The following is an 18,734-nucleotide window of genomic DNA, read 5'->3' as shown; positions in this document are numbered from 1 at the left end:
CCCCCCCCCCCCCCCCCCCCCCCCCCCCCCCCCCCCCCCCCCCCCCCCCCCCCCCCCGGCACGCGAGCCGGTGCGTCTAACGCTTCGCGGGGTACGCCGCGGTGACCTCGACCTCGACCAGCCAGCCCGGGACGGCGAGTGAGGCGACTTCCATCGTCGCCCGCGCGGGGCGGGCGTTGTTGGCGAGGATCGGGGCCTTCGCGGGTGACGTGCCCATCGGTACGGGTACCACCGCCTTGGTGACCAGGTCGATGTTCGCGAAGAACTGCCGGTATGCGCGGTTCCAGCCCGCGTAGTCGGCCACCGCCGCCCCCGGCGGCTTCATCAGGTAGCACTTCATGGTGATGACGTCGGCAGGGGTCAGTCCGGCCGCCGTCAGGTTGTCCTGGATGGCTTTGAGGACCAGCAGGGCCTGGGCTTCGGTGACGGTGACGCCCTGCGCGCCCGCGGTCATCGCGGGGTCCGTGTACCTCTCGGGCGTCCCGGCAGGCGCGCTCGGGTTCAGGGCCGCGGGGCCGAGCCCGCTGCTGGTGTAGATCGCCACCTCGGCGCCGGTGCCGACGCCTTGCGCGATGTTCGGGTTGGTCTGCCCCGGGGGCAGCATGACCCGCACTTCCTTGTCGCCTATCCCCCGGTATCTCGCCTCCGCGACGGCGACACCGCCGACGCCGGCACCGGCGAGGGCGACCACGGATCCGACCGCGATCAGGCATTTCGCCCGCCGTGACATCCGCGCGCGGGTGCCGGTTGCCGCCGGCACGGTGTCGGCCTGGTCCGCGGTCGCCATCTTGTCCTCGCTCTCACTCATGCCGAAACCCCGCTCCGCTCGGCGCCGCAGGCGCGAACAGCCCCGTCCCTGTCACCGGTTCGTGCGCTCATGCCGCCATCACCCTCTGGTGGATCTCCGTCACGACCTTGCGCGCCGACGTGAAGGCGCCGTGCTGCCAGGCGATGGTGTGGCTCAGCCAGTCGCCGGCGAAGTAGACCGCGCCTTGCGGCTGGTTGAGCAGTGCGTACTCGGGCCCGTCCTGGTTCGGCCAACCGACCCAGGCGCCCTCGAAGCCCGCCGTACGGGTCCAGGCGACGCTGAACGACGCGGCCAGTTCGCTGCGGTAGCGGTCCCCGAAGATCTTCACGCCCCGGTCGACCGCGCGGGCCGCCCGCGCGTCGGGCGCAAGCTTCGCGTACGCCTCGGAGTTCGAGCCGGTGTTGTAGTAGCCGATGACCATGCCGCGCGCGCTTTGGTAGCCGGCCGAGGGAAACCACATGTTGGCCAGGTCCGTGTCGGTCGGCACCACGCCGCCGTACATGTGGTCGTCCAGCTCCCACCACCGCCGCTTGTACTCCAGCCCGATCTTCCCGGCCGACACCGGAACCGGCGTCTTGAGCGCGGTGGTCACGTTGTCGCCGAGGTTGTGGCGCAGGCGGGCGGCGATCTGCGGGGGAGTCGCGACGACGCAGAAGTCGGCGCGTTCGAACCGTTCACGGCCGCGGTTGTCCTTCCAGGACACCTCGACACCGCCGGGGACGTTCGAGACGCCGGTCGCCCACGCGTTGTAGGTGATGCGGTCGCGGCCGACCGCGCGTTCGAGGGCCTTGGGGATCGCGTCCATGCCGCCGACCGGCTGGAACATCATCATCGCCTGGTCGTAGCCGAACTCGAAGGCGAACCGCTGGCCGACGCCGCTCGCCAGCACGTCCGACATCGACGGTACCGGGCCGAGCACGGTGCCTTTCTCGTGCGCCGCGCCGGGCTCGACCGAATAGCCGCGCCGGCTTGAGCCGGTGTACGCGAATCCCTCGGCCTTGCCCTTGATCGCCCCGAAGCTCTGCAGGAACGCGATGAGGCGGTCCTTGTCGTCCTTGGTGAGTGCGGCGTCCAAGGCACCCTGGTCGGTGGCCTTCGCGAGCAATTCGGATATGTAGCCGTACACGTCGGCCTTGGCGGTACGCCAGCGCATCGGTTTTCCGGCGAGCGCGGCGGAATTGCCGTGGTAGATATACGCGTCGGCGTTGGCGTTGACGAACGCCTCCAGTGCGACGCCGAGTTCGCGGCAGTAGTCGAGTGTGACGTGCGACTGGGGCAGTCGGCCGGGGCCGCAGTTCATGTACTGCCCCGACGAGAACCGCGCCCGCTGCGTCGCGCCGTCCAGATCGGTTTCGACCGTGCCCCCGCGCGCGGTCCAATTCCGGCCTCCCGGGCGGTCCTTGGCATCGAGGATGCGGCAGTCGTACCCGGCCTTGCCGAGTTCGTACGCGGTGGTCAGGCCCGCTATCCCGGCGCCCAGGATGAGCACCTTCTTGCCACCGCGTCCGGTCAGGTGGAAGTCCGACGACGACGGCGCCCGGTAGGGCACGGCCTCGGCGACGGGTACCGGCGCGAGGCCCATGGCGCCCATGGTCGAGTAGAGGACACCCGCTCCGCCCGCGACTCCCACAGAGCGCAGGAAACCGCGACGAGACGTTTCTGCTGCCATAGACCCTCTCCCTCTGCGTGGCCCGCGGCTGAGAGCCGCGGGCACGCCGCATTGCCTGGTCGTGAAAGGTGGAGCAGCCCCAGGAAAGCGGGGTCACAGGCAATTTCGGCGATGGCGAGGATCTTTGGCGAGGCAGGTTGCCCTCACGTACCGGAAACGTTTCCGGCGGGTTGTCAATAACTCATGCCGGAAATCGCCGTCACCACCACGCGGGTGCGACAAACACCCTTCCGATCGGAACGGGGAAAGCGGGCGCCACGCCACGGGTGCCCGAACGACGCCGATAACCGCCCTCCGACGGCCGGCATACGAGGGCGTCACCGCGGCCGGGCCGCACGGCACGGGTTGGTTGGTGCTTCGCCTGCCGCCAACTTACCCCAGCCGTAACGATTTTGACGTCTCTTCCGAGCAACCCCCTGTGACTCCACAAGCGTTGACAGTCTCGGAACGCCCTGCCGAGAACCGGCAACCGGTGTATCCGGAACAGGGGGAAGGCACGTGATCAAACGCAGGCCAGGACGGCACCGGTTGGCGACCGCCGTGGTTGTGGGGGCGTTGCTCGCCACCGGAGCCACAGGGACCGGCAACGCCGTCGCCGACCGCAACAACGGCTCCGGCAAAGATGGTTCGGTGACCTCGCGCGAAGCGGACGGCTCTCAGCCGTCCCGGTCGACGGTCACCCTGATCACCGGCGACGTCGTCGCGGTCGACACCTTCCCCGACGGGTCCCAGGCCGTGACCCCGGAGCCCGGACCGGGCCGCACCGGCATCTCGTTCCTGCGCTGGAACCGGGCCGGCAACACCACCGTCGTCCCGTCGGACGCATTGGGGCTGCTCGACCGCGGACTGCTCGACCCGGCGCTGTTCGACGTGACGACTCTGGTCCGCCAGGGTTACGACGACCGGAGCATGCCGGTGCTGCCGCTGATCGTCAGGTACGACGACACCCCTTCGGCGCGCGCGACCGCCATGCCGGAAGCGCGGGCCTCCGTGGGCCGTACCGCGACCGTCGATCGGGAACTGCCCAGCATCCAGGGTCAGGCCGTCAGCGAACGCAAGGCGGACGCCGCCGAGTTCTGGCGTTCCGTCGCCGCCCCGGCCCCCGGCGCCCGACTCGCGCCCGGCGCGGAGCCGGACGCCCTCACCCCCGGCATCGCGCACATATGGCTGGACGGCCGCATACAGGCGTCGCTGGACCAGAGCGGCCCGCACATCGGCGCGCCCCAGGCATGGGACGGCGGCTGGACCGGCGCGGGCGTCCGTACAGCCGTACTCGACACCGGAATCGACCCCACCCACCCCGACCTGGCGGACGCCGTCGTCGGCAGCGCGGACTTCACCGAGAACCCGAACGGTGCCGTCGACACCAGTGGCCACGGCACCCACGTCGCTTCGATCATCACCGGCAACGGCGCCGCGTCCCAGGGCCGTTACGCCGGCGTCGCGCCCGACACGCAACTGTTGATCGGCAGGGTGCTCGACGACGAAGGCGCCGGCTGGCAGTCCCGGCTCATCGCCGGCATGGAGTGGGCCGTCGCGCAGCAGGCCCGGGTCGTCAACATCAGCCTGGGCGCGGCCCCGACCGACGGAACCGACCCGATGTCCCTCGCGGTCGACGCGTTGAGCGCGTCGTCCGGCACCCTGTTCGTCATCGCGGCGGGCAACGACGGAGCGCCGGGCACGATCAACGCCCCCGCAGCGGCGGCCTCGGCGCTCGCGGTGGGCGCCGTGACCCCGGACGACGACATCGCCGACTTCTCCAGCCGAGGGCCCCGGACCGGCGACCACGCGGTCAAGCCGGAGATCACCGCGCCCGGGGTGGGCATCGTCGCCGCGCGTGCCGCCGGGACTTCGCACGGCGAGCCGGTCGACGACAACTACACGGCCATGAGCGGAACCTCGATGGCTGCGCCGCACGTCGCCGGCGCAGCGGCCGTCCTCGCCCAGCGCCACCCCGACTGGACCGGCAGGCAACTGAAAGACGCGCTCGTCGGGTCGGCGTCGCCCAGCCCGCTGACCGTTTTCGAACAGGGCACCGGACGCGTCGACGTCGCCGCCGCGGTCACCCGCACGGTGTCCGCGAGCCCGTCCACGCTGTCGACGCGCCTGCGTCCGCCGGCCACCGAACCGGTGACCCGCACCATCACGTACCGCAACGACGGGAGCGACCCGCTCGTCCTCGACCTCCGCCTGACCGCGGACCCGGGCGCGCCCCTGCGCCTCGACACCCCGCAACTGACCGTCCCACCGCACGGGACCGCCGACGCCGTGCTCACGATCGACCCCGCCGCGAGCGAGACCGGAACCTACGGCGGCGTGCTGGACGCACGCGGGGCCGACGGAACGTGGCTGGTGCGTACGGCTCTCGGCGTATACGACGCGCCCGAGCTGTACGACCTGCACATCACCGCGACGGACCGTGCCGGAGCGCCGCAGGAGACCGGCGTCTTGAACGTGATCGACATCGAGACCGGCGAGTGGCACCAGGTGTGGCGCTCAGGCGACGGGTTCAAGGCGTCTGTTCCCCCGGGGCGGTACAGCGTCGTCGCGATGATCCACACGCCCGCGACCGCCGAGCAGCCGGAGAGCTGGACGCTCGTCACCCCCGACGTCCAGGTCACGCAGGACACGGCCGTGACCGTCGACGCCCGCGCGGGCCTGCCCGCCGGAATCGCGCTCGACCAGACGGGCACACGCGTCGACATCCGCCGTCTCGGCTTCAGCCAGCGGATCGCGGGACGGCAAGCGGGCATCGAGGCATACCTGTACTCCGCGGACGTCGGCGCCTACGCGGTGCCGACGACGGTGCAAGGCCGCCCGTTCTCCTACCGGTTGAGCTCATTCCTCGGCCAAGCCCCCGCCGATGGGCAGCCCGAGCGCCGCTACAACCTGGCCGCCGGACACGACGGCGGCATCCCCGCCGACCCGATGCTGCCCGTGCGTACGGCCGAACTCGCGGTCGTGGACGCGCGCTTGCACGGCCGGGGCGAACCCCTGACCGGGACCGTCACGCGCCTCGCCGGCTGGGGCGACGAGTTCGGCTGGGGCGGCTGGGCCCACGAGGTGACCCTGCCGGGAACGTCCCGGGAGTACTTCACCGTCCGACCGGAGCTGAAGTGGCTGTCCATGGTCGACGCGGGCGCGCTGTCGGAAACCGGACCGGAGACCGCGTACGCGGCGGGACGCGTGACCCCGGAGGAGTGGAACAAGGCCGTGAACACCCCGCACGCGTCGCTGCTGCGCTGCGGGGACGCGCTTGACGGTCCCGTCGCGGCGTTCAACGCACCGACGGCGGGCCACACGACGGCCTGGAACGGGGGCACCGGACAAGTGACGCTGCTGCGCGACGGCGAAGTGGTCGCCGTGAGCGAGGACCCGTCCTACGTGTATGTGGAGGGCCTGGCGCCGGAGAAGACCGCGTACGCCCTGCACGTGGTGGCGCAGCGCGGCGAACCGGACTGGCAGATCGGCACATCGGTCGACGCCACATGGACGTTCACCACCGAGCGCCCCGCCGACGAATGCGCATCGGAACCGGTCGCGTTGCCGATCGTGCGCGTCGAAGGTCGGTTCGACCTGGACAACCGGGCCCCGGCGAACCGCCCGTTCGTGCTGAACGTGCGCGTGGAACGGCCGGACGGGACACCGTCCAGGGTCGGACAGTTCACCACGGAGGTGTCGTTCGACGGCGGCACGACATGGCGGCCTACGCCGGCGGTCCCGGGCCCGCACGGCTATACCGTGTTCACTCCCCCGGCACCGCACGGCGGCGACGGGTTCGTGGCACTGCGTACGAAACTGGTTGATGTGCAGGGGAATTCACTGAACCAGACGATCACGCGGGCGTACCGCGTGCGCTGACGGGACGGACGCTGAGCGGCGGCCGGCCGCGTTCGCGGTCGGCCGCCGTCGGTCGCTGCCGACTCAGCGGGGTCCGAGGATCGCGGTGACGCGGGTGAAGCCGTCGTTGCCGTACCCGAGTCCGATCGCCCGCCGCGCCTGGCCCTCGGCGGCGCGCATCACCGCCGCGTCGATGCCGTGCGCTTCGGACGCCGCGATGATGTGCGCCATCGACGAGGCCGACGAGGTGAGGGGGTTGTCCTCGCCGCTGAAGCTGCCGTCGTCCACGTGCCCCGCTGTGGCCTCGAAGATCGGCGGCAGGATCGCGCCGATCCCCTGGGCGAACGGCGCGAGTTCGCGGGCGGTGATGCCCTCGGCCTTCGCCAGCGCGAGCGCGTGGGCGTACCCGGCCATCGCGGTCCAGAAGATGCCCAGCAGCGCGACGTCGTAGGCGGCGGCGCGGCCGATGTCCTCGCCGAGGTGGGTGTGCGTGCCGCCCAGGGCTTCCAGCACCGAACCGTGGCTTCGGTGCAGTTCGGCCGGTCCGCTGTAGATGAAGACGGCGTCGGGCGTGCCGATCGTGGTGGTCGGCGTCATGATCGCGCCGTCCAGGTACGCGATCCCGTGCCGGTCCGCCCACGCGGCGGTGTCGCGGGCCCGGTCCGGGGTGTCGGCGGTCAGGTTGACCAGCGTGCGCCCCTTGAGTGCATCGACCACCGCCTCGCGCCGCAGGATGGCGTCGGACGCGTCGTAATTCACCACGCAGACCACCACGAGCTCGCTCGCGGCGACCGCCTCCTCAGGGGTCGGCGCACTGACCGCCCCGCGTTCGACCAGCTCCCGGTCCCGGCCAGGGGTGCGGTTCCACACCGTGGTCCGCACCCCGGCGGCGAGGAAGGCGGCGGCGAGCGAGCGGCCCATCGGCCCGAGGCCGAGGACGGTGACGGCGGGCTGTGGGCTGGGTGAAGACATGGAATAGCTCCCGTACGAGGATCTGTTGGAGAACGGTTGGACCGATGCAGGCGAACACCGAGGGACGACGATGACGCGCAGCCGTGCCCAGGACCCGAATGTCTGCGGTGTGACCGCCGCGATCGCGGTGATCGACGGCAAGTGGAAGACCGCGCTGCTGTGGCTGCTGGAATCCGGGCCGCAGCGCCCCGGCGAGTTGCGCCGGCAACTGCCCGGGCTGAGCGAGAAGGTCCTGACTCAGGCGCTGCGCGAAATGGAGGGCGACGGACTCGTACACCGCGAGGTGCACGAGGGGTTGCCGCTCAAGACCGAGTACTCCCTGACGGAGTTCGGCCGCGACCTCTCGGTGGCGCTGGCGCCCTTGTCGGACTGGGGCCACCGGCGCCTGGACATCCTCGCGGGGCGGACGACGGCCGGGGTCTCCTGAGCGGATACCCGATCACCCGTCCACCTCCCTCGCGATCCGGCTCCGGCAGCCCCTGACTGCTTGCCTGAAGCCTCTCCGCTGCCCGGCGGGCCGACAAGTACCCACAAAAAAGTGGGTACGCGCGGGATTTCGTGCCGCGAGTCTCATGAGTGCGGAACCTGGTCCTCACCCGTGGGGTCCTCGGGTACGACAGGCAGGGGCCGCATTCGAAGGCGCCTCACACCGCCCCGCCACCGCCGGACAGGTTCAGGTGTCCCCCGCCGATGAGGCAGACACCTCCGCCGACCCGAATCGATCGGATGGTGTCGCGGTCGGTGTGCGCCACGGCGTGGAGCGTGGAGGGCCTGCCGACAGCCTCGCCCTGGCTGAGGGTGATCTCGGTGCCGGACGCGAGGAGTCCGTGGAGAACCAGGTGCGCGGCCAGCGGTCCGGCGGCCGATCCACACGCCGGGTCTTCGGGCACTTTGTCGTACGGGGAGAACATCCGTGTGACGGCAGTGGCGGAGCCCGTCAGGGCGAAGACGTTGATGTGGTCGCTGCCGACGACCGCGCCCAGCGCCGGGTGGTTCGGCACGATATCGAGTACGGCCTCGGGGCTCTCGGCCATGACGTACAGGTGCCGGATGCCCGCGTCGTACAACGTCACCGGCAGCACTGTGGCCGCCAGACCGAGAACGTCGAGAAGTTGCCCCGCCTGCTCCGCCGGGGCGAGTGAGATCTTCGGCAGCGGCTGATCCATCCAGGCGGTGAACCGATCCGCCCGGTGGCGGCGCGTGGTGACCGTGACGATGCCGACGTTGGTCTCGATGCGCCACTCGGCCTCACCCTCCGACCGTTGTCCGGCCAGAACGGCTGCCGTACCAAGCAGTGGGTGGCCGGCGAAGTCGAGCTCGGTGACCGTCGACCACAGCCGTACGCGCGCGTCACCCCCGACCTGCGGAGCGGTGAGGAAAACGGTCTCGGAGAGATTCATCTCCAAGGCGAGCGCCTGCATAAGCCGATCCGTCAACGCTCCGCCGTCGGCGAAGACCGCCAGCTGATTCCCGGCCAACGGTCGGTCGGTGAAGACATCGGCGAGGTCGTAACGCAACACAACAGCTCCGTCCGGTCACGGGTCGGCGCGTCGCAACACAGACATTATCCACGCGACGTGATCGGCGTCGGAACGATGGCCTGCGGTAACGCGTGAGGAAGCCTTCCAAAACAGAGCAGCCACGGTGCCGCGATGCGAAAGATCGCGCGGTACGTTCGCGTGCAATGGCCTACGGATCTCATCGCCGGGGCGCGCAGGAGCAACGGAGCCGCCCCTTGTCCCGTCCCGGGCAGGTTCCTCCTCGGTCGGCGTATCTGGTTCGATCTCCCCTATGTCCTTTTCGCTCGGTGGCCTGCTTGCGGTGCCTGAACTACTTCGTCCGAGAATCCCTGTGACGGGTCCGCCCCGTGGCGGCGATGTACTGGCCGTTGTGGACTTGGACGCGGGGGTGGATGATCCGGTCGCCGCCGCGCGGGCGCTCGCCGGTTCGACACGGGTCACGCTGGGCATCGCGCGGCGGCCGTGGGAGGCCGAACTCCAGCCTGTGGTCGACGCGTTCACGTTGACGCTCGGCGGTCCCGACGTGGACGCCGACGGGCGGGCACATGTCACCGTCCGCGATCTCGACGCCGCAGTCGACGCCGTCATGGGTGCCGTCGAGCGGGCGCCTCGGGCCTCGCTCGCGTTGGCCAACCTGTTGCGGGTCAACGCGCGGCTGCTGCATGACCCCGCAGGTGTCCCGGACGCCCTCGCCGCCGAATCGCTCGCCTATTCGATGCTCCTCGCCGGACCGGAATTCGCCGCGTGGCGGGCCGGACGTCCTTCACGCCCCGAGCCGCCGATCCCGGACGACGCCGTTCTCCTCGACCGCGAAGGCGATCTGCTCCGCATCACCCTCAACCGGCCCGACCGCCGCAACGCGCTCGGACGCGGGCTGCGCGACGCCTTGATCAATGCGCTCGACGTACTGGCCGCCGACCCCGCGCTTCGTGCCGAACTCCGGGGCGCGGGACCGTCGTTCTCCAGCGGCGGCGACTTGGACGAATTCGGTACGGCCGTCGATCCGGCGACCGCACACGTCACACGTCTCGCCCGCAGCGCGGGGTTGCTCGTCCACCAAAACCGCGACCGCGTGACCCCCTTCCTGCACGGCGCATGCGTCGGCGCCGGCATCGAGGTCCCGACGTTCGCGGAGACGGTCGTCGCCGATCCTGACGCGTGGTTCCAACTCCCGGAACTGTCACTGGGGTTGGTCCCGGGGGCGGGCGGCACTGTGAGCGTGACCAAGCGAATCGGCCGCTGGCGTACGGCCTGGATGGTGCTGAGCGGCGAACGCATCACGGCCGAGCAAGGTTTGGTGTGGGGGCTTGTCGACCGCATCGAACCAGCGGCTCGCAGGGGCGACTGAGGCCCCCTCGCCGCCCCGACGCCGAGACCACGCCGTCACCCAGCGCCGTGCGCGACGTGGTCAAACAGGGCGGCGTGCCTCGGGACGGCGCCCGGCGCGATGGCGACGGTGGGAGGACAGAAGGGACGAGAGCCGGCGGTCCGGCGCGTCAAACCAGATCTCCTGACGCGCGTCCCGGCCATCGGCCGTGACACGGAGACCGAAGTCCTCGGGGCCGGGACGGCCGTTGTCATGCCACCAGCGGACGGCTCCCACGCAGTCGTCGATCAGGTGTGCTCGTCCTCGTCACCGGACGCACGCAAGAACCGGAAGGTCAGCTCGGGCGCGAGAAGCCCGAGGACGAACCCGTGGGCGACTCCGATGAGTTCGTTCACCTCTGTCGGGCCGATGGGGAGGGTGGTCGCCACGGCGTTTCCGGTGTCCGGCCACGCGGACCACGGACGGGTGCGCTGCATGCGAGCCTTCATGAACGCGACTTCCGGACCGAACCGACCGACCGCGACGCCGTTTCGGACGGCCAGCGCGACGACATGGTCACAGGCGTCACTGCCGACCGGGCTCCATGGCAGCATGATCGTGCCGTTGGGACACTGGGCGAGCCAAGCCGTCGGGATGCTGCGGATTCCGCAGGTGACGTGGACGCGGTCGTACGGAGCGCCGGCGGGCCAACCCTCCAGCCCGTCACCGCAGTGCACTTCGGCGTCCACTCCGGCGGCGGCGAGCCGACCCCTCGCTTGATCGGCGAGCACAGGATCCACCTCGACCGTCACGACGGTTCCGGACTCCCCCACCCGGTCCTTCAACAACGCGGCCGTGTAGCCGGTCCCCGTGCCCACCTCCAGGACGCGGTGTCCTTGCCGGACATCGCAGGCATCGAGCATCTGCTCGACCATCGACGGCATGGACGCGGAACACGTCGGGATGCCCGACTCCGCGTTGTCGGTGGTTCCGTCGTCCCATTGCGTCACGAGAGGGCAATCCGCGTTGGCTGCCTCCTGCCAGGCCAAGGGGTCGTCCCGCCGATCGATCCGCACATGGCGACCGTGCTTGAAGTGCCAGACCGCGTCGGGGAGAAAGGGAGATCGGTCACGCCCGAGCAACTTCGTGGCGATGCTGTCGCCTGCCATCAGGCCACCGTCCCGGAACCGTTGCACCGACCACACGAGCGCTTGATCACCTTGCCGTCCTGGCAGACCTCCGTATAGCCCTTGCCGCCACACAGGGGGCACTTCGCAGGCTTCTTGTGGTCACCCATCTACCTTCACCTTCCGTTCGAATCGGTTGTTGTCGTTCGGCCTGAGTCAAGCCCGCGCGAGTTCGCACCAGGCGGACTTACCGTCCGCCCAGCGCGTGAAGCCCCAGCGGTTGGCGAGGAGTTGTACGAGCCAAAGGCCGCGTCCGGATTTGTCCTCAGGTTCGGCGGTTCGCGGGTACGGCAGGCCGGGGCCGAGGTCGGTCACTTCGATGCGGAGGGCGGAGCCGCCGAGTCCGAGCGACAGTTCGGGTTTCCCGATGCCGTGGCGCAGCGCGTTCGTGACCAACTCGGAGACGAGCAAAGTCGCGTCGTCGACCAGGTGCGGCAGGTGGTGCGTGGTGAGGAGTTCCGCGACGTGGGCACGCGCGATCCCGGCGGACTCGGGCGCGTCGGCCAGCAGGTGGGTGTGCGTGATGGTCTCGCACATGGAAGGACGACCTTACGGATGTCACTGTTCGTGTCATGATCGTCGCTCTCTGAAGCTAGGCTGTGAAGTGGCCGGAAACAAACAGCCGTTCTGCTGGGGAAAGGAGACGGGGGATGGCCGCTCCAAAGGATCCGGACCCGTTGAGCTCGCCAAGAGCGTTCTACGGTTCGGAATTGAGACGTCTACGCGAGGCGGCGGGACTGTCACAAGAACAACTGGGTGGCGTGGTCTTCTGCTCCGGCGCGTATATCGGCCAGATCGAAGCGGCGGTTCGCAGACCTCAAGAGGACATGTCCGAGCGGTTGGACGAAGTTCTCGGCTCGGATGGCCTGCTTCTCCGCTTGTGCAGGCCGGCCAACAAATCGCCGCATGCCGAGCACTTCGCGGACGCGGCCGAGTGGGAGCAACATGCGTTGACCATCAGCGCTTTCGCCCCCACCCTGATCACAGGTCTTCTGCAAACCGAGGGCTACTCGCGGGCAGTGTTCGAAGCCGGCCTGCCCTGGGCGTCGCCGTCAGAGATCGAAGACCGGGTCCGCGCTCGCAGCGAGCGCGCGAAGTTGCTTTACTCCCCAACACGACCGAAGTTGTGGGCGATCCTGCACGAATCGGCGCTGCGACTGCCCGTTGGCGGACCGGAGGTGATGAGGGAACAACTCACGCACATCATCGAATTGGCGCGCGAACGACGCATCATCGTGCAGGTCCTTCCAACGGCTACGGGCGCTCACGCACTCATCGAAGGTCCCCTCTACCTCATGACGTTCGCGGACGCTCCTCCCGTCGCATACGTGGAAGGCGTGTTCACGGGCAATCTGTTGGATGATCCGGCTATGGTCGCTGCCGCTCAGCGAGCCTACGATTGCGTGAGAGCCATGGCACTGTCGCCGTGCGACTCACTCTCGATGATGGAACGGTTGGCGGAGGAGTTCACGCAATGACCAATACCTTGAGTCTCAGCCCCGCTTCGTGGCGCAAGTCGTCGTACAGCGGTCCCAGCGGCGGCGAGTGCGTCGAGGTGGCCGGGGTTCAGCAAAGCTTCTTTCCAGTCGTTCCTGTCCGTGACTCCAAGGACATTTCTCGCGGCCACATCGCCGTCCCGTCAAGCGCGTGGGCGGAGTTCACCGACACGATTCGACTCTAGGGCGAGTTATGCCCTGCCCGCTTAATCGCACGATCGCTTGGTATTCCAGCCGCACTTCGTGGGTGGCGAACACCGTGCAGGCCGGGCAGGCTCTGGCTGTCTCGTCCGCCGGGGCCAAGTGAACTCGGCGCCCTCCGTCCGCCGGCCGCACAAACGCGCGACGGAGCACCCGGGGACCGCGCCGAATGCCTCGTGACAATCCGCCGGGTGTGGTTCGCTGCTGGGGTGACTCAGGACTTGGAGATCGTCTCATTCGAATCCGCCGAGGCGTTCGGGGCATGGCTCGGCGAGAACCACGCCGTCTCGCCCGGCCTCTGGCTCAAGCTGCGCAAGAAGGGCCCCGGAATCGTCGCGCTGGACTACGCCCAGGCGCTCGACGTGGCACTCTGCTACGGCTGGATCGACGGCCAGAAGGGCAAGTTCGACGACCAGTGGTGGCTCCAGCGGTTCACCCCGCGCAAGCCGCGCAGCAAGTGGTCCAAGGCCAACCGGGACAAGGTGGCCGTTCTGATCGAGCAGGGCCGGATGCGTCCACCGGGGCAGGCCGAGGTCGACCGCGCCAAGGCGGACGGCCGCTGGGAGGCGGCCTACGACGGCGCGAAGACCGCCACGGTGCCGGACGACCTCGCGGCGGCCCTGACCGCCGACCCGGCCGCGGCGGAGTTCTTCGAGACACTGGACCGGCAGAACCGCTACGCGATCCTGTACCGGATCCAGGACGCCAAGAAGGCCGAGACCCGGGCGCGCCGGATCGAGCAGTACGTGGCGATGCTGGCGAAGGGCGAAAAGCTGCACCCGTAGTCACGGAGAGCGGGCGTTCCTCCACACGATCAGCCACGCGCGGCCGGCCGTCCGGCGCGTCCCCGGCGAGTTCCGCGACCGCGGCGGTCAGCGGTTCAGGCGCGCGAACCGCCGTACGGCAAGTGGGAAGAACACCGCGGTGATCAACACCGGCCAGGCGACCGCGAGTTCGATCGCGTGCCGGGCCGCGAACGAATCGCCGCCCCAGCCCGGGTTGCCGAACAGCTCGCGTGTCGCGGCAACCGTGGCGGAGAGCGGGTTCCACTCGGCGATGGCTCCGAGCCAGCCCGGCATCGACTCGGGCGAGGCGAAGGTGTTGGACAGGAAACCGATCGGCCACACCAACACCTGGATCGCCACCAGGGATTCGGGGCCCTTCGCCGCCAGGCCCAACGCGATCCCCACCCACAGCAGCGCGAACCGCAGCGCCAACAGGAGAGCGAACGCGGCCAGCGCTCGGGCCACGCCGTCGTGCCAACTCCAGCCCACGAGGCGACCGCACACCACCATCACCGCCAAGGCCGCGACGGAGTTGAGCAGATCGGCCGCGCACCGGCCCGCCACCACGGCGGACGGTGCGATCGGCATCGACCGGAACCGGTCGGTGACCCCGCGCGACGCGTCGGTGCTCACCGCCGCGAACGTCGACTCCACGCCGAAGACCATCGTCATCGCGAACATCCCCGGCATCAGGAACTCGCGGTAGCCGCCCCCTCCGGGCACCTCCATCTGCCCGCCGAAGAGGTAGCCGAACATCAGCACGAGCATGACCGGGAACAGCAGACCGAGAATCAGCGGGCCGGGCTGCCGCGACCAGTGCGACAGTGTGCGGCGGGTCAGTGTCCACGAGTCGGTGACCGCCCAGCGCAGCCGTGCGGCCGAACCGCGCGGAAGCCCGGGTACGGGGAGATCCGCGGCCTCGCGGCCGGTCGGTGTCATCGTCGGAATGGTCACGCGTCCACCTCCTGGTTCGCGGTACGGCGGCCGGTTATGTCCGCAGCGGCTTCGGAGCCCGGGTCACGTTCCTCGGTGACATCCCGCCCGCCGCCGGTCAGGTCGACGAACACCTCATCGAGGGTCGGCCGCCGCAGCACGATGTCGTCCACGTCGAGGCCCGCGTCGCGCAGCGCGGTGACCACGGCGGTGAGGGACGCCACGCGTTCGCGTACGGGGACGCCGATCCGCCGTGCCTCCGCGTCCGGTTCCGCGGGCGCCCCGCAGACTCGCTCCAACAGCTGTGCCACTACGGCAAGTTGAGCGTCCTCTGTGACCACGACGTCGATGCGGTCGCCGCCGAGTCGGGCCTTCAGCTCGTCGGGCGTGCCGCGCGCGATCACCCGCCCGTGGTCCACCACCGTGATCGCGTCGGCGAGCCGGTCCGCCTCCTCCAGGTACTGCGTGGTCAACAGCACCGTCGTGCCGCCCGCGACCAAGTCCCGTACGGCCTCCCACACTTCAGTACGGGCCCGCGGGTCCAGGCCGGTGGTCGGCTCGTCGAGGAACATCACCTGCGGCGCCAGGATCATGCTCGCCGCCATGTCGAGCCGCCGCCGCATGCCGCCCGAGTATCCGGAGACCGGCTTGGTGCCGGTGTCCGCGAGGCCGAAGCGGTCCAGCAGCTCGGCGGCGCGCGCCCGGGCGGTGCGGGCACCCAGGTGGTACAGCCGCCCGAACATCTCCAGGTTCTGCCGCCCGTCGAGCACCTCGTCGACGGCGGCGTGCTGGCCGAGCAGCCCGATGCGTACCCGCACCTCGGCCGGATCGCGGGCCACGTCGAAGCCGGCGACCTCGGCGCGGCCGCCGTCGGCGCGCAGCAGTGTCGACAGGATGCGCACGGCGGTGGTCTTGCCGGCACCGTTCGGGCCGAGCAGGCCGTGCACGGTGCCGCGCGGCACCTCAAGGTCGAACCCGTCGAGCGCGGGCGCACCTCGGTATTCCTTGCGCAGTGCCTCGGCGCGGATCGCGGCGGTACCAAGGCTCGGCCGCGTCGGCGCGGGGGCCGTTGTCGCGGGTGTCACAGGGGCGTCCTCCCAAACCAAGTACGCTGTACGGCGTCCATCTCCGTACAGCGTACGGTACGCCGTACGGAGTGGCAACCGTACGGCGTACGAAATCGAGGACCCTGCACCCCGCGCTGCTCCCCGTCGAGCGTGTCGAGCGGCAGCGGGAACGCCGTGGCGAAACTAGTGCGGTGGGGTCTCGCCGGTGCCTTGTTGCACGGCGAGGCGCCGTTTGGCCTCGTCCCAGCCGATCGGCAGGCCCCCGGCGTCGGTCTCCCAGAAGACGTGCGTGAAACTCCGCATCATCGGCCGCATGGCCCGGACCGCATCGCCATGCGGGTCGGTTTTGGCGTATCGGTACAAACTCTCGCGGTCATGCCACGCGGACAGCGTCCAGAACACCGCCCGGAGCGGCTGGGCGTCCAGGGCGGCGCCGTACGCTCCGGGGGCCGCCTTGACCTGCTTCCACGAGGCCAGTGACCGAGCCAGGAAGGCCGGGACATGCCTGCGGGACGTCAGTTCGAAGCGCGACGCCATGACCAGGACGCGTCCGTGTTCGGGAGCGGGGTGGGGAGTAATCCAGCCGAGTTTCGGCACGGCGGCGGACTCCTTTTCTTGACGGGGTGCGGTCAGCGAGCGGTGAAGAACAAGCCCGTGTGGGCGTCGCGGGCGGAGACGAAGAATCCACCGGGGGTGCTCCGAGTCTCGATCGCCGCCTCCTCGGCGCAGCGTCGCGCGGTGGCGAGATCGTCCACGAGCACGGTCATGGCAGCGAAGTAGGACGCCGCCGGGCCGGGTTCGTCGGGGAGCACCTTGTCGGCGTCGGAAGCGCGGACGAATTCGAGACGTGCGGTGGCGGCGTCCACAACCGTGATCGGCCCCTCGGGTTCGGGCGTGGCCTGCAAGAGGGTGCCGTACCGGTGGACGATCGCGTCGAAGTCGCCGTCGTCCGCGACGACCAGCACGGCCGCCAAGCCCTGAGCGGTGTTGGGGTGCCGCAGATAGCGAGGCTGGTGGACGTACTGCCGAGTCAGGTGCTGCGCGATTCCCACGTACCCCTCGGGGGTCGCGCGGGGGTCCAGGTGGACCGCGCGGGCGCGTACGGTGCGCGGGCCTTCCTCAGTGTCGACGTCCCGTTCGAGCCCCAGCACGCCGGAGGTGCGCAGCCCTGCGGCGGTGAGCCGTGCGTCCGCGGCCTCGGCGTCGTCGGTCTCCAGGTTGAACAGCCGGAACCCCTCGTATTCGTCGGCCATCGCCTTCGTGTGCCACGGGTCGGGCGCGGACTCGTCGACGATGCCGAGGAGTTCGATGTACGAGCCGCCGAACAGCGCACAGCGGTTCGCGGTGCACCCCGGGGTCGGGGCCTCGCCGGGCGCACCGGCCAGCAGGTGCCGCGAACGGGGACTGAGCGTGAACCCCAGGTCCAGGTAAGCCTGTTCGAGCCCGTCCAGGTCGCGGGTGAGGATGCCGGTGTGGTGAATGCCGTGGATGTCGTTTCCCATGGAGGCGATGCTGCACGGCGCTGCCGGAGCGCGTGCGAAGCGACCGCCGTCGCGGCGGAATCCGACACCGCTCTACGCTCAAGGGGTGGATTCGGTCACGCTTGACGCACTCGACGTGCGACTGCTGCACGCCCTGCAAATCGACGGACGCGCTCCCTTCTCGCGGATCGCCGAGGTCCTCGGGGTCTCCGACCGCACGGTGGCACGCCGCTACGGCAGGCTCAGCGCGGCCGGGCTCGCGCGCGTGGTCGGTGTGACGCTCAGTGAGGCGGTCGGCCACGCGGAATGGCTGGTGCGGTTTCGCGTGCTGCCCGCCGACGCCGCGCCGGTCGCGCGGGCGCTTGCGCGGCGCCCCGACACCGCGTGGGTGACGGTCGCGGCCGGCGGCACCGAGATCGTGTGCCTCTTTCTCGTTTCCCACGGCGGCTCGGCCCCCTTGGACACGCTGGGGCGTGACTGGCCGCTTGCCGGCGTCGACGCGTACCGGCTCCTGCACCCGGTCATGCGGCACCGGCGGTGGCGCGGCCGGACATCGGCTCTGACCGCGGACGAGGTCAGCGCGCTTCGACCGTCGTGGCCCCCGGATACCGCCGGCAGGCGCGTGGCGCTGACCGCGTTGGACCGGCAACTGCTCCCCGCGCTGGCCGCCCACGGACGAGCCGCCCTGCCCGAACTCGCCCGGCACGTCGGGTGGTCCGAGTCCGCCGTTCGGCGCCGGTTGGACGAACTGCGCCGCTCACGTGCCCTGCAATTCGACGTCGAGGTCGACCCCCGGCTGTTCGGCTTCACCGTGCAGTGCCTGCTGTGGCTGACCGTCACCCCGTCCCGGCTCTCCGACGTCACCGAAGCCCTGACCACGGACACCGAGACGGCATTCGTCGCCACGATCACCGGAACGCACAACGTCGTGGCCATCGCGATCTGCCGCGATGCCGGAGCCCTGCACACCTACCTCACCGAGCGCATCCGCGCGCTGGAAGGCATCGAGCGCCTGGAGACCACGCCGGTGGACAGCTACGCCAAACGCCGGGCCCCCGCAGCGAACGCAAACCTGAGCGGGCCCGGTCTCAGCGGGACGTCGCGCCGACTGCCGGGTAGCGCTTGATCAGGGCGAACGGCATGCGCCCGAGGGCTACCAGCGCGAGGCCGTAGGTCGCGAGGACGGCCAGGGACGACGTGGTGAGCGTCTGCGCGGTGTCGTCCGCGAGCATGGGCACCAGCAGGAAGAGCGGCGCGACGCTGAGCACGGACGCGCCGGTGCACCAGAAGGCGACACTCTGGTTGGCGCGTTCGGCCAGGCGCGGATCGCTCGCGACGTGTGCGGGGACCGGGTAGCCGCGCTCGGCGTCGCACACCAGGCCGCGATAGCCCGTCGCCGCGGCGATCAGCGTCAGGACGGCGAGGGCGCCGAAGCAGGCGATGACGGGAAATATCACCGCGCCACCCTA

General features: G+C 70.2%; 19 protein-coding genes. 7 read left to right on the top strand and 12 right to left on the bottom strand.

Features of this window, described 5'->3' with window-relative positions:
• Positions 1–76: 76 nt before the first annotated feature.
• Both ACRX5W_RS21760 and ACRX5W_RS21755 read right to left on the bottom strand, forming a co-directional pair.
• Complete coding sequence (locus tag ACRX5W_RS21760; RefSeq protein ID WP_436789910.1) at positions 77–808, bottom strand: Rid family hydrolase; 732 nt, start codon at positions 806–808, stop codon at positions 77–79.
• 67 nt (positions 809–875) lie between these two features.
• The gene (locus ACRX5W_RS21755) at positions 876–2,477 is read right to left on the bottom strand and encodes a flavin monoamine oxidase family protein (RefSeq protein ID WP_436789909.1); all 1,602 of its coding nucleotides are present in this window, start codon (positions 2,475–2,477) and stop codon (positions 876–878) included.
• A 498-nt stretch (positions 2,478–2,975) separates the two neighbouring features.
• Between ACRX5W_RS21755 and ACRX5W_RS21750 the strand changes: the two genes are divergently transcribed.
• Positions 2,976–6,338 (top strand): S8 family serine peptidase, encoded by a 3,363-nt coding sequence (locus ACRX5W_RS21750; RefSeq protein ID WP_436789908.1) that lies wholly within the window; start codon positions 2,976–2,978, stop codon positions 6,336–6,338.
• A 63-nt stretch (positions 6,339–6,401) separates the two neighbouring features.
• Here ACRX5W_RS21750 and ACRX5W_RS21745 read toward each other — a convergent pair whose 3' ends face one another.
• Positions 6,402–7,289: an NAD(P)-dependent oxidoreductase gene (locus tag ACRX5W_RS21745; RefSeq protein WP_436789907.1), complete on the bottom strand. Its 888-nt coding sequence runs from the start codon at positions 7,287–7,289 to the stop codon at positions 6,402–6,404.
• Positions 7,290–7,359: 70 nt separating this feature from the next.
• Here ACRX5W_RS21745 and ACRX5W_RS21740 point away from each other — a divergent pair, with 70 nt between their 5' ends.
• Positions 7,360–7,716 (top strand): winged helix-turn-helix transcriptional regulator, encoded by a 357-nt coding sequence (locus ACRX5W_RS21740; protein ID WP_436789906.1) that lies wholly within the window; start codon positions 7,360–7,362, stop codon positions 7,714–7,716.
• A gap of 217 nt (positions 7,717–7,933) precedes the next feature.
• Here ACRX5W_RS21740 and ACRX5W_RS21735 read toward each other — a convergent pair whose 3' ends face one another.
• Positions 7,934–8,809 (bottom strand): PhzF family phenazine biosynthesis protein, encoded by an 876-nt coding sequence (locus ACRX5W_RS21735; RefSeq protein ID WP_436789905.1) that lies wholly within the window; start codon positions 8,807–8,809, stop codon positions 7,934–7,936.
• Positions 8,810–9,179: 370 nt separating this feature from the next.
• Between ACRX5W_RS21735 and ACRX5W_RS21730 the strand changes: the two genes are divergently transcribed.
• Complete coding sequence (locus ACRX5W_RS21730; RefSeq protein ID WP_436789904.1) at positions 9,180–10,157, top strand: enoyl-CoA hydratase/isomerase family protein; 978 nt, start codon at positions 9,180–9,182, stop codon at positions 10,155–10,157.
• A 266-nt stretch (positions 10,158–10,423) separates the two neighbouring features.
• Here the strand turns inward: ACRX5W_RS21730 and ACRX5W_RS21725 are convergent, their stop codons facing one another.
• Genes ACRX5W_RS21725 through ACRX5W_RS21715 form a run of 3 tightly spaced genes read right to left on the bottom strand, consistent with a single transcriptional unit; the run spans position 10,424 to position 11,839 of the window.
• Complete coding sequence (locus tag ACRX5W_RS21725; RefSeq protein WP_436789903.1) at positions 10,424–11,284, bottom strand: methyltransferase domain-containing protein; 861 nt, start codon at positions 11,282–11,284, stop codon at positions 10,424–10,426.
• A complete protein-coding gene (locus tag ACRX5W_RS21720) occupies positions 11,284–11,412 on the bottom strand; it encodes a hypothetical protein (protein ID WP_436789902.1) in 129 nt (42 codons plus the stop codon). Before ACRX5W_RS21720 ends, ACRX5W_RS21725 begins: the two co-directional genes overlap by 1 nt.
• Before the next feature lie 46 nt (positions 11,413–11,458).
• Positions 11,459–11,839: an ATP-binding protein gene (locus tag ACRX5W_RS21715; RefSeq protein WP_436789901.1), complete on the bottom strand. Its 381-nt coding sequence runs from the start codon at positions 11,837–11,839 to the stop codon at positions 11,459–11,461.
• A gap of 113 nt (positions 11,840–11,952) precedes the next feature.
• Between ACRX5W_RS21715 and ACRX5W_RS21710 the strand changes: the two genes are divergently transcribed.
• From ACRX5W_RS21710 to ACRX5W_RS21700, 3 genes are all read left to right on the top strand, one after another.
• Positions 11,953–12,780, top strand: coding sequence for a helix-turn-helix domain-containing protein (locus ACRX5W_RS21710; RefSeq protein WP_436789900.1), 828 nt, complete (start codon positions 11,953–11,955; stop codon positions 12,778–12,780).
• Complete coding sequence (locus tag ACRX5W_RS21705; RefSeq protein ID WP_436789899.1) at positions 12,777–12,983, top strand: DUF397 domain-containing protein; 207 nt, start codon at positions 12,777–12,779, stop codon at positions 12,981–12,983. The genes ACRX5W_RS21710 and ACRX5W_RS21705 overlap by 4 nt, the downstream gene beginning before the upstream one ends.
• A 207-nt stretch (positions 12,984–13,190) precedes the next feature.
• Positions 13,191–13,784: a YdeI/OmpD-associated family protein gene (locus tag ACRX5W_RS21700; protein ID WP_436789898.1), complete on the top strand. Its 594-nt coding sequence runs from the start codon at positions 13,191–13,193 to the stop codon at positions 13,782–13,784.
• A gap of 87 nt (positions 13,785–13,871) precedes the next feature.
• Here ACRX5W_RS21700 and ACRX5W_RS21695 read toward each other — a convergent pair whose 3' ends face one another.
• The 4 genes from ACRX5W_RS21695 to ACRX5W_RS21680 all read right to left on the bottom strand — a co-directional run bounded on the left by ACRX5W_RS21695 (position 13,872) and on the right by ACRX5W_RS21680 (position 17,286).
• Positions 13,872–14,723, bottom strand: a complete 852-nt coding sequence (locus ACRX5W_RS21695; RefSeq protein ID WP_436790014.1) for an ABC transporter permease — start codon at positions 14,721–14,723, stop codon at positions 13,872–13,874.
• A gap of 11 nt (positions 14,724–14,734) precedes the next feature.
• Positions 14,735–15,802, bottom strand: a complete 1,068-nt coding sequence (locus ACRX5W_RS21690) for an ATP-binding cassette domain-containing protein (protein WP_436789897.1) — start codon at positions 15,800–15,802, stop codon at positions 14,735–14,737.
• A 165-nt stretch (positions 15,803–15,967) separates the two neighbouring features.
• Complete coding sequence (locus tag ACRX5W_RS21685) at positions 15,968–16,381, bottom strand: DUF3291 domain-containing protein (RefSeq protein WP_436789896.1); 414 nt, start codon at positions 16,379–16,381, stop codon at positions 15,968–15,970.
• Positions 16,382–16,413: 32 nt separating this feature from the next.
• Positions 16,414–17,286: a VOC family protein gene (locus tag ACRX5W_RS21680; protein WP_436789895.1), complete on the bottom strand. Its 873-nt coding sequence runs from the start codon at positions 17,284–17,286 to the stop codon at positions 16,414–16,416.
• A gap of 85 nt (positions 17,287–17,371) precedes the next feature.
• On the opposite strand from ACRX5W_RS21680, the gene ACRX5W_RS21675 reads away from it, so the two are divergent.
• The gene (locus tag ACRX5W_RS21675; protein ID WP_436789894.1) at positions 17,372–18,391 is read left to right on the top strand and encodes an Lrp/AsnC family transcriptional regulator; all 1,020 of its coding nucleotides are present in this window, start codon (positions 17,372–17,374) and stop codon (positions 18,389–18,391) included.
• On the opposite strand, the gene ACRX5W_RS21670 is transcribed toward ACRX5W_RS21675, so the two are convergent.
• Entirely contained in the window at positions 18,354–18,722 is a 369-nt protein-coding gene (locus ACRX5W_RS21670) for a hypothetical protein (RefSeq protein ID WP_436789893.1), read from the bottom strand. The two genes, ACRX5W_RS21675 and ACRX5W_RS21670, sit on opposite strands and share 38 nt — an antisense overlap.
• Between the last annotated feature and the right edge of the window lie 12 nt (positions 18,723–18,734).

Source organism: Yinghuangia sp. YIM S10712, assembly GCF_051388935.1.
Taxonomy (GTDB): domain Bacteria; phylum Actinomycetota; class Actinomycetes; order Streptomycetales; family Streptomycetaceae; genus Yinghuangia.
Note: the sequence above shows the minus strand (reverse complement) of the source record. Positions and strands in the feature narration are given on the sequence as shown.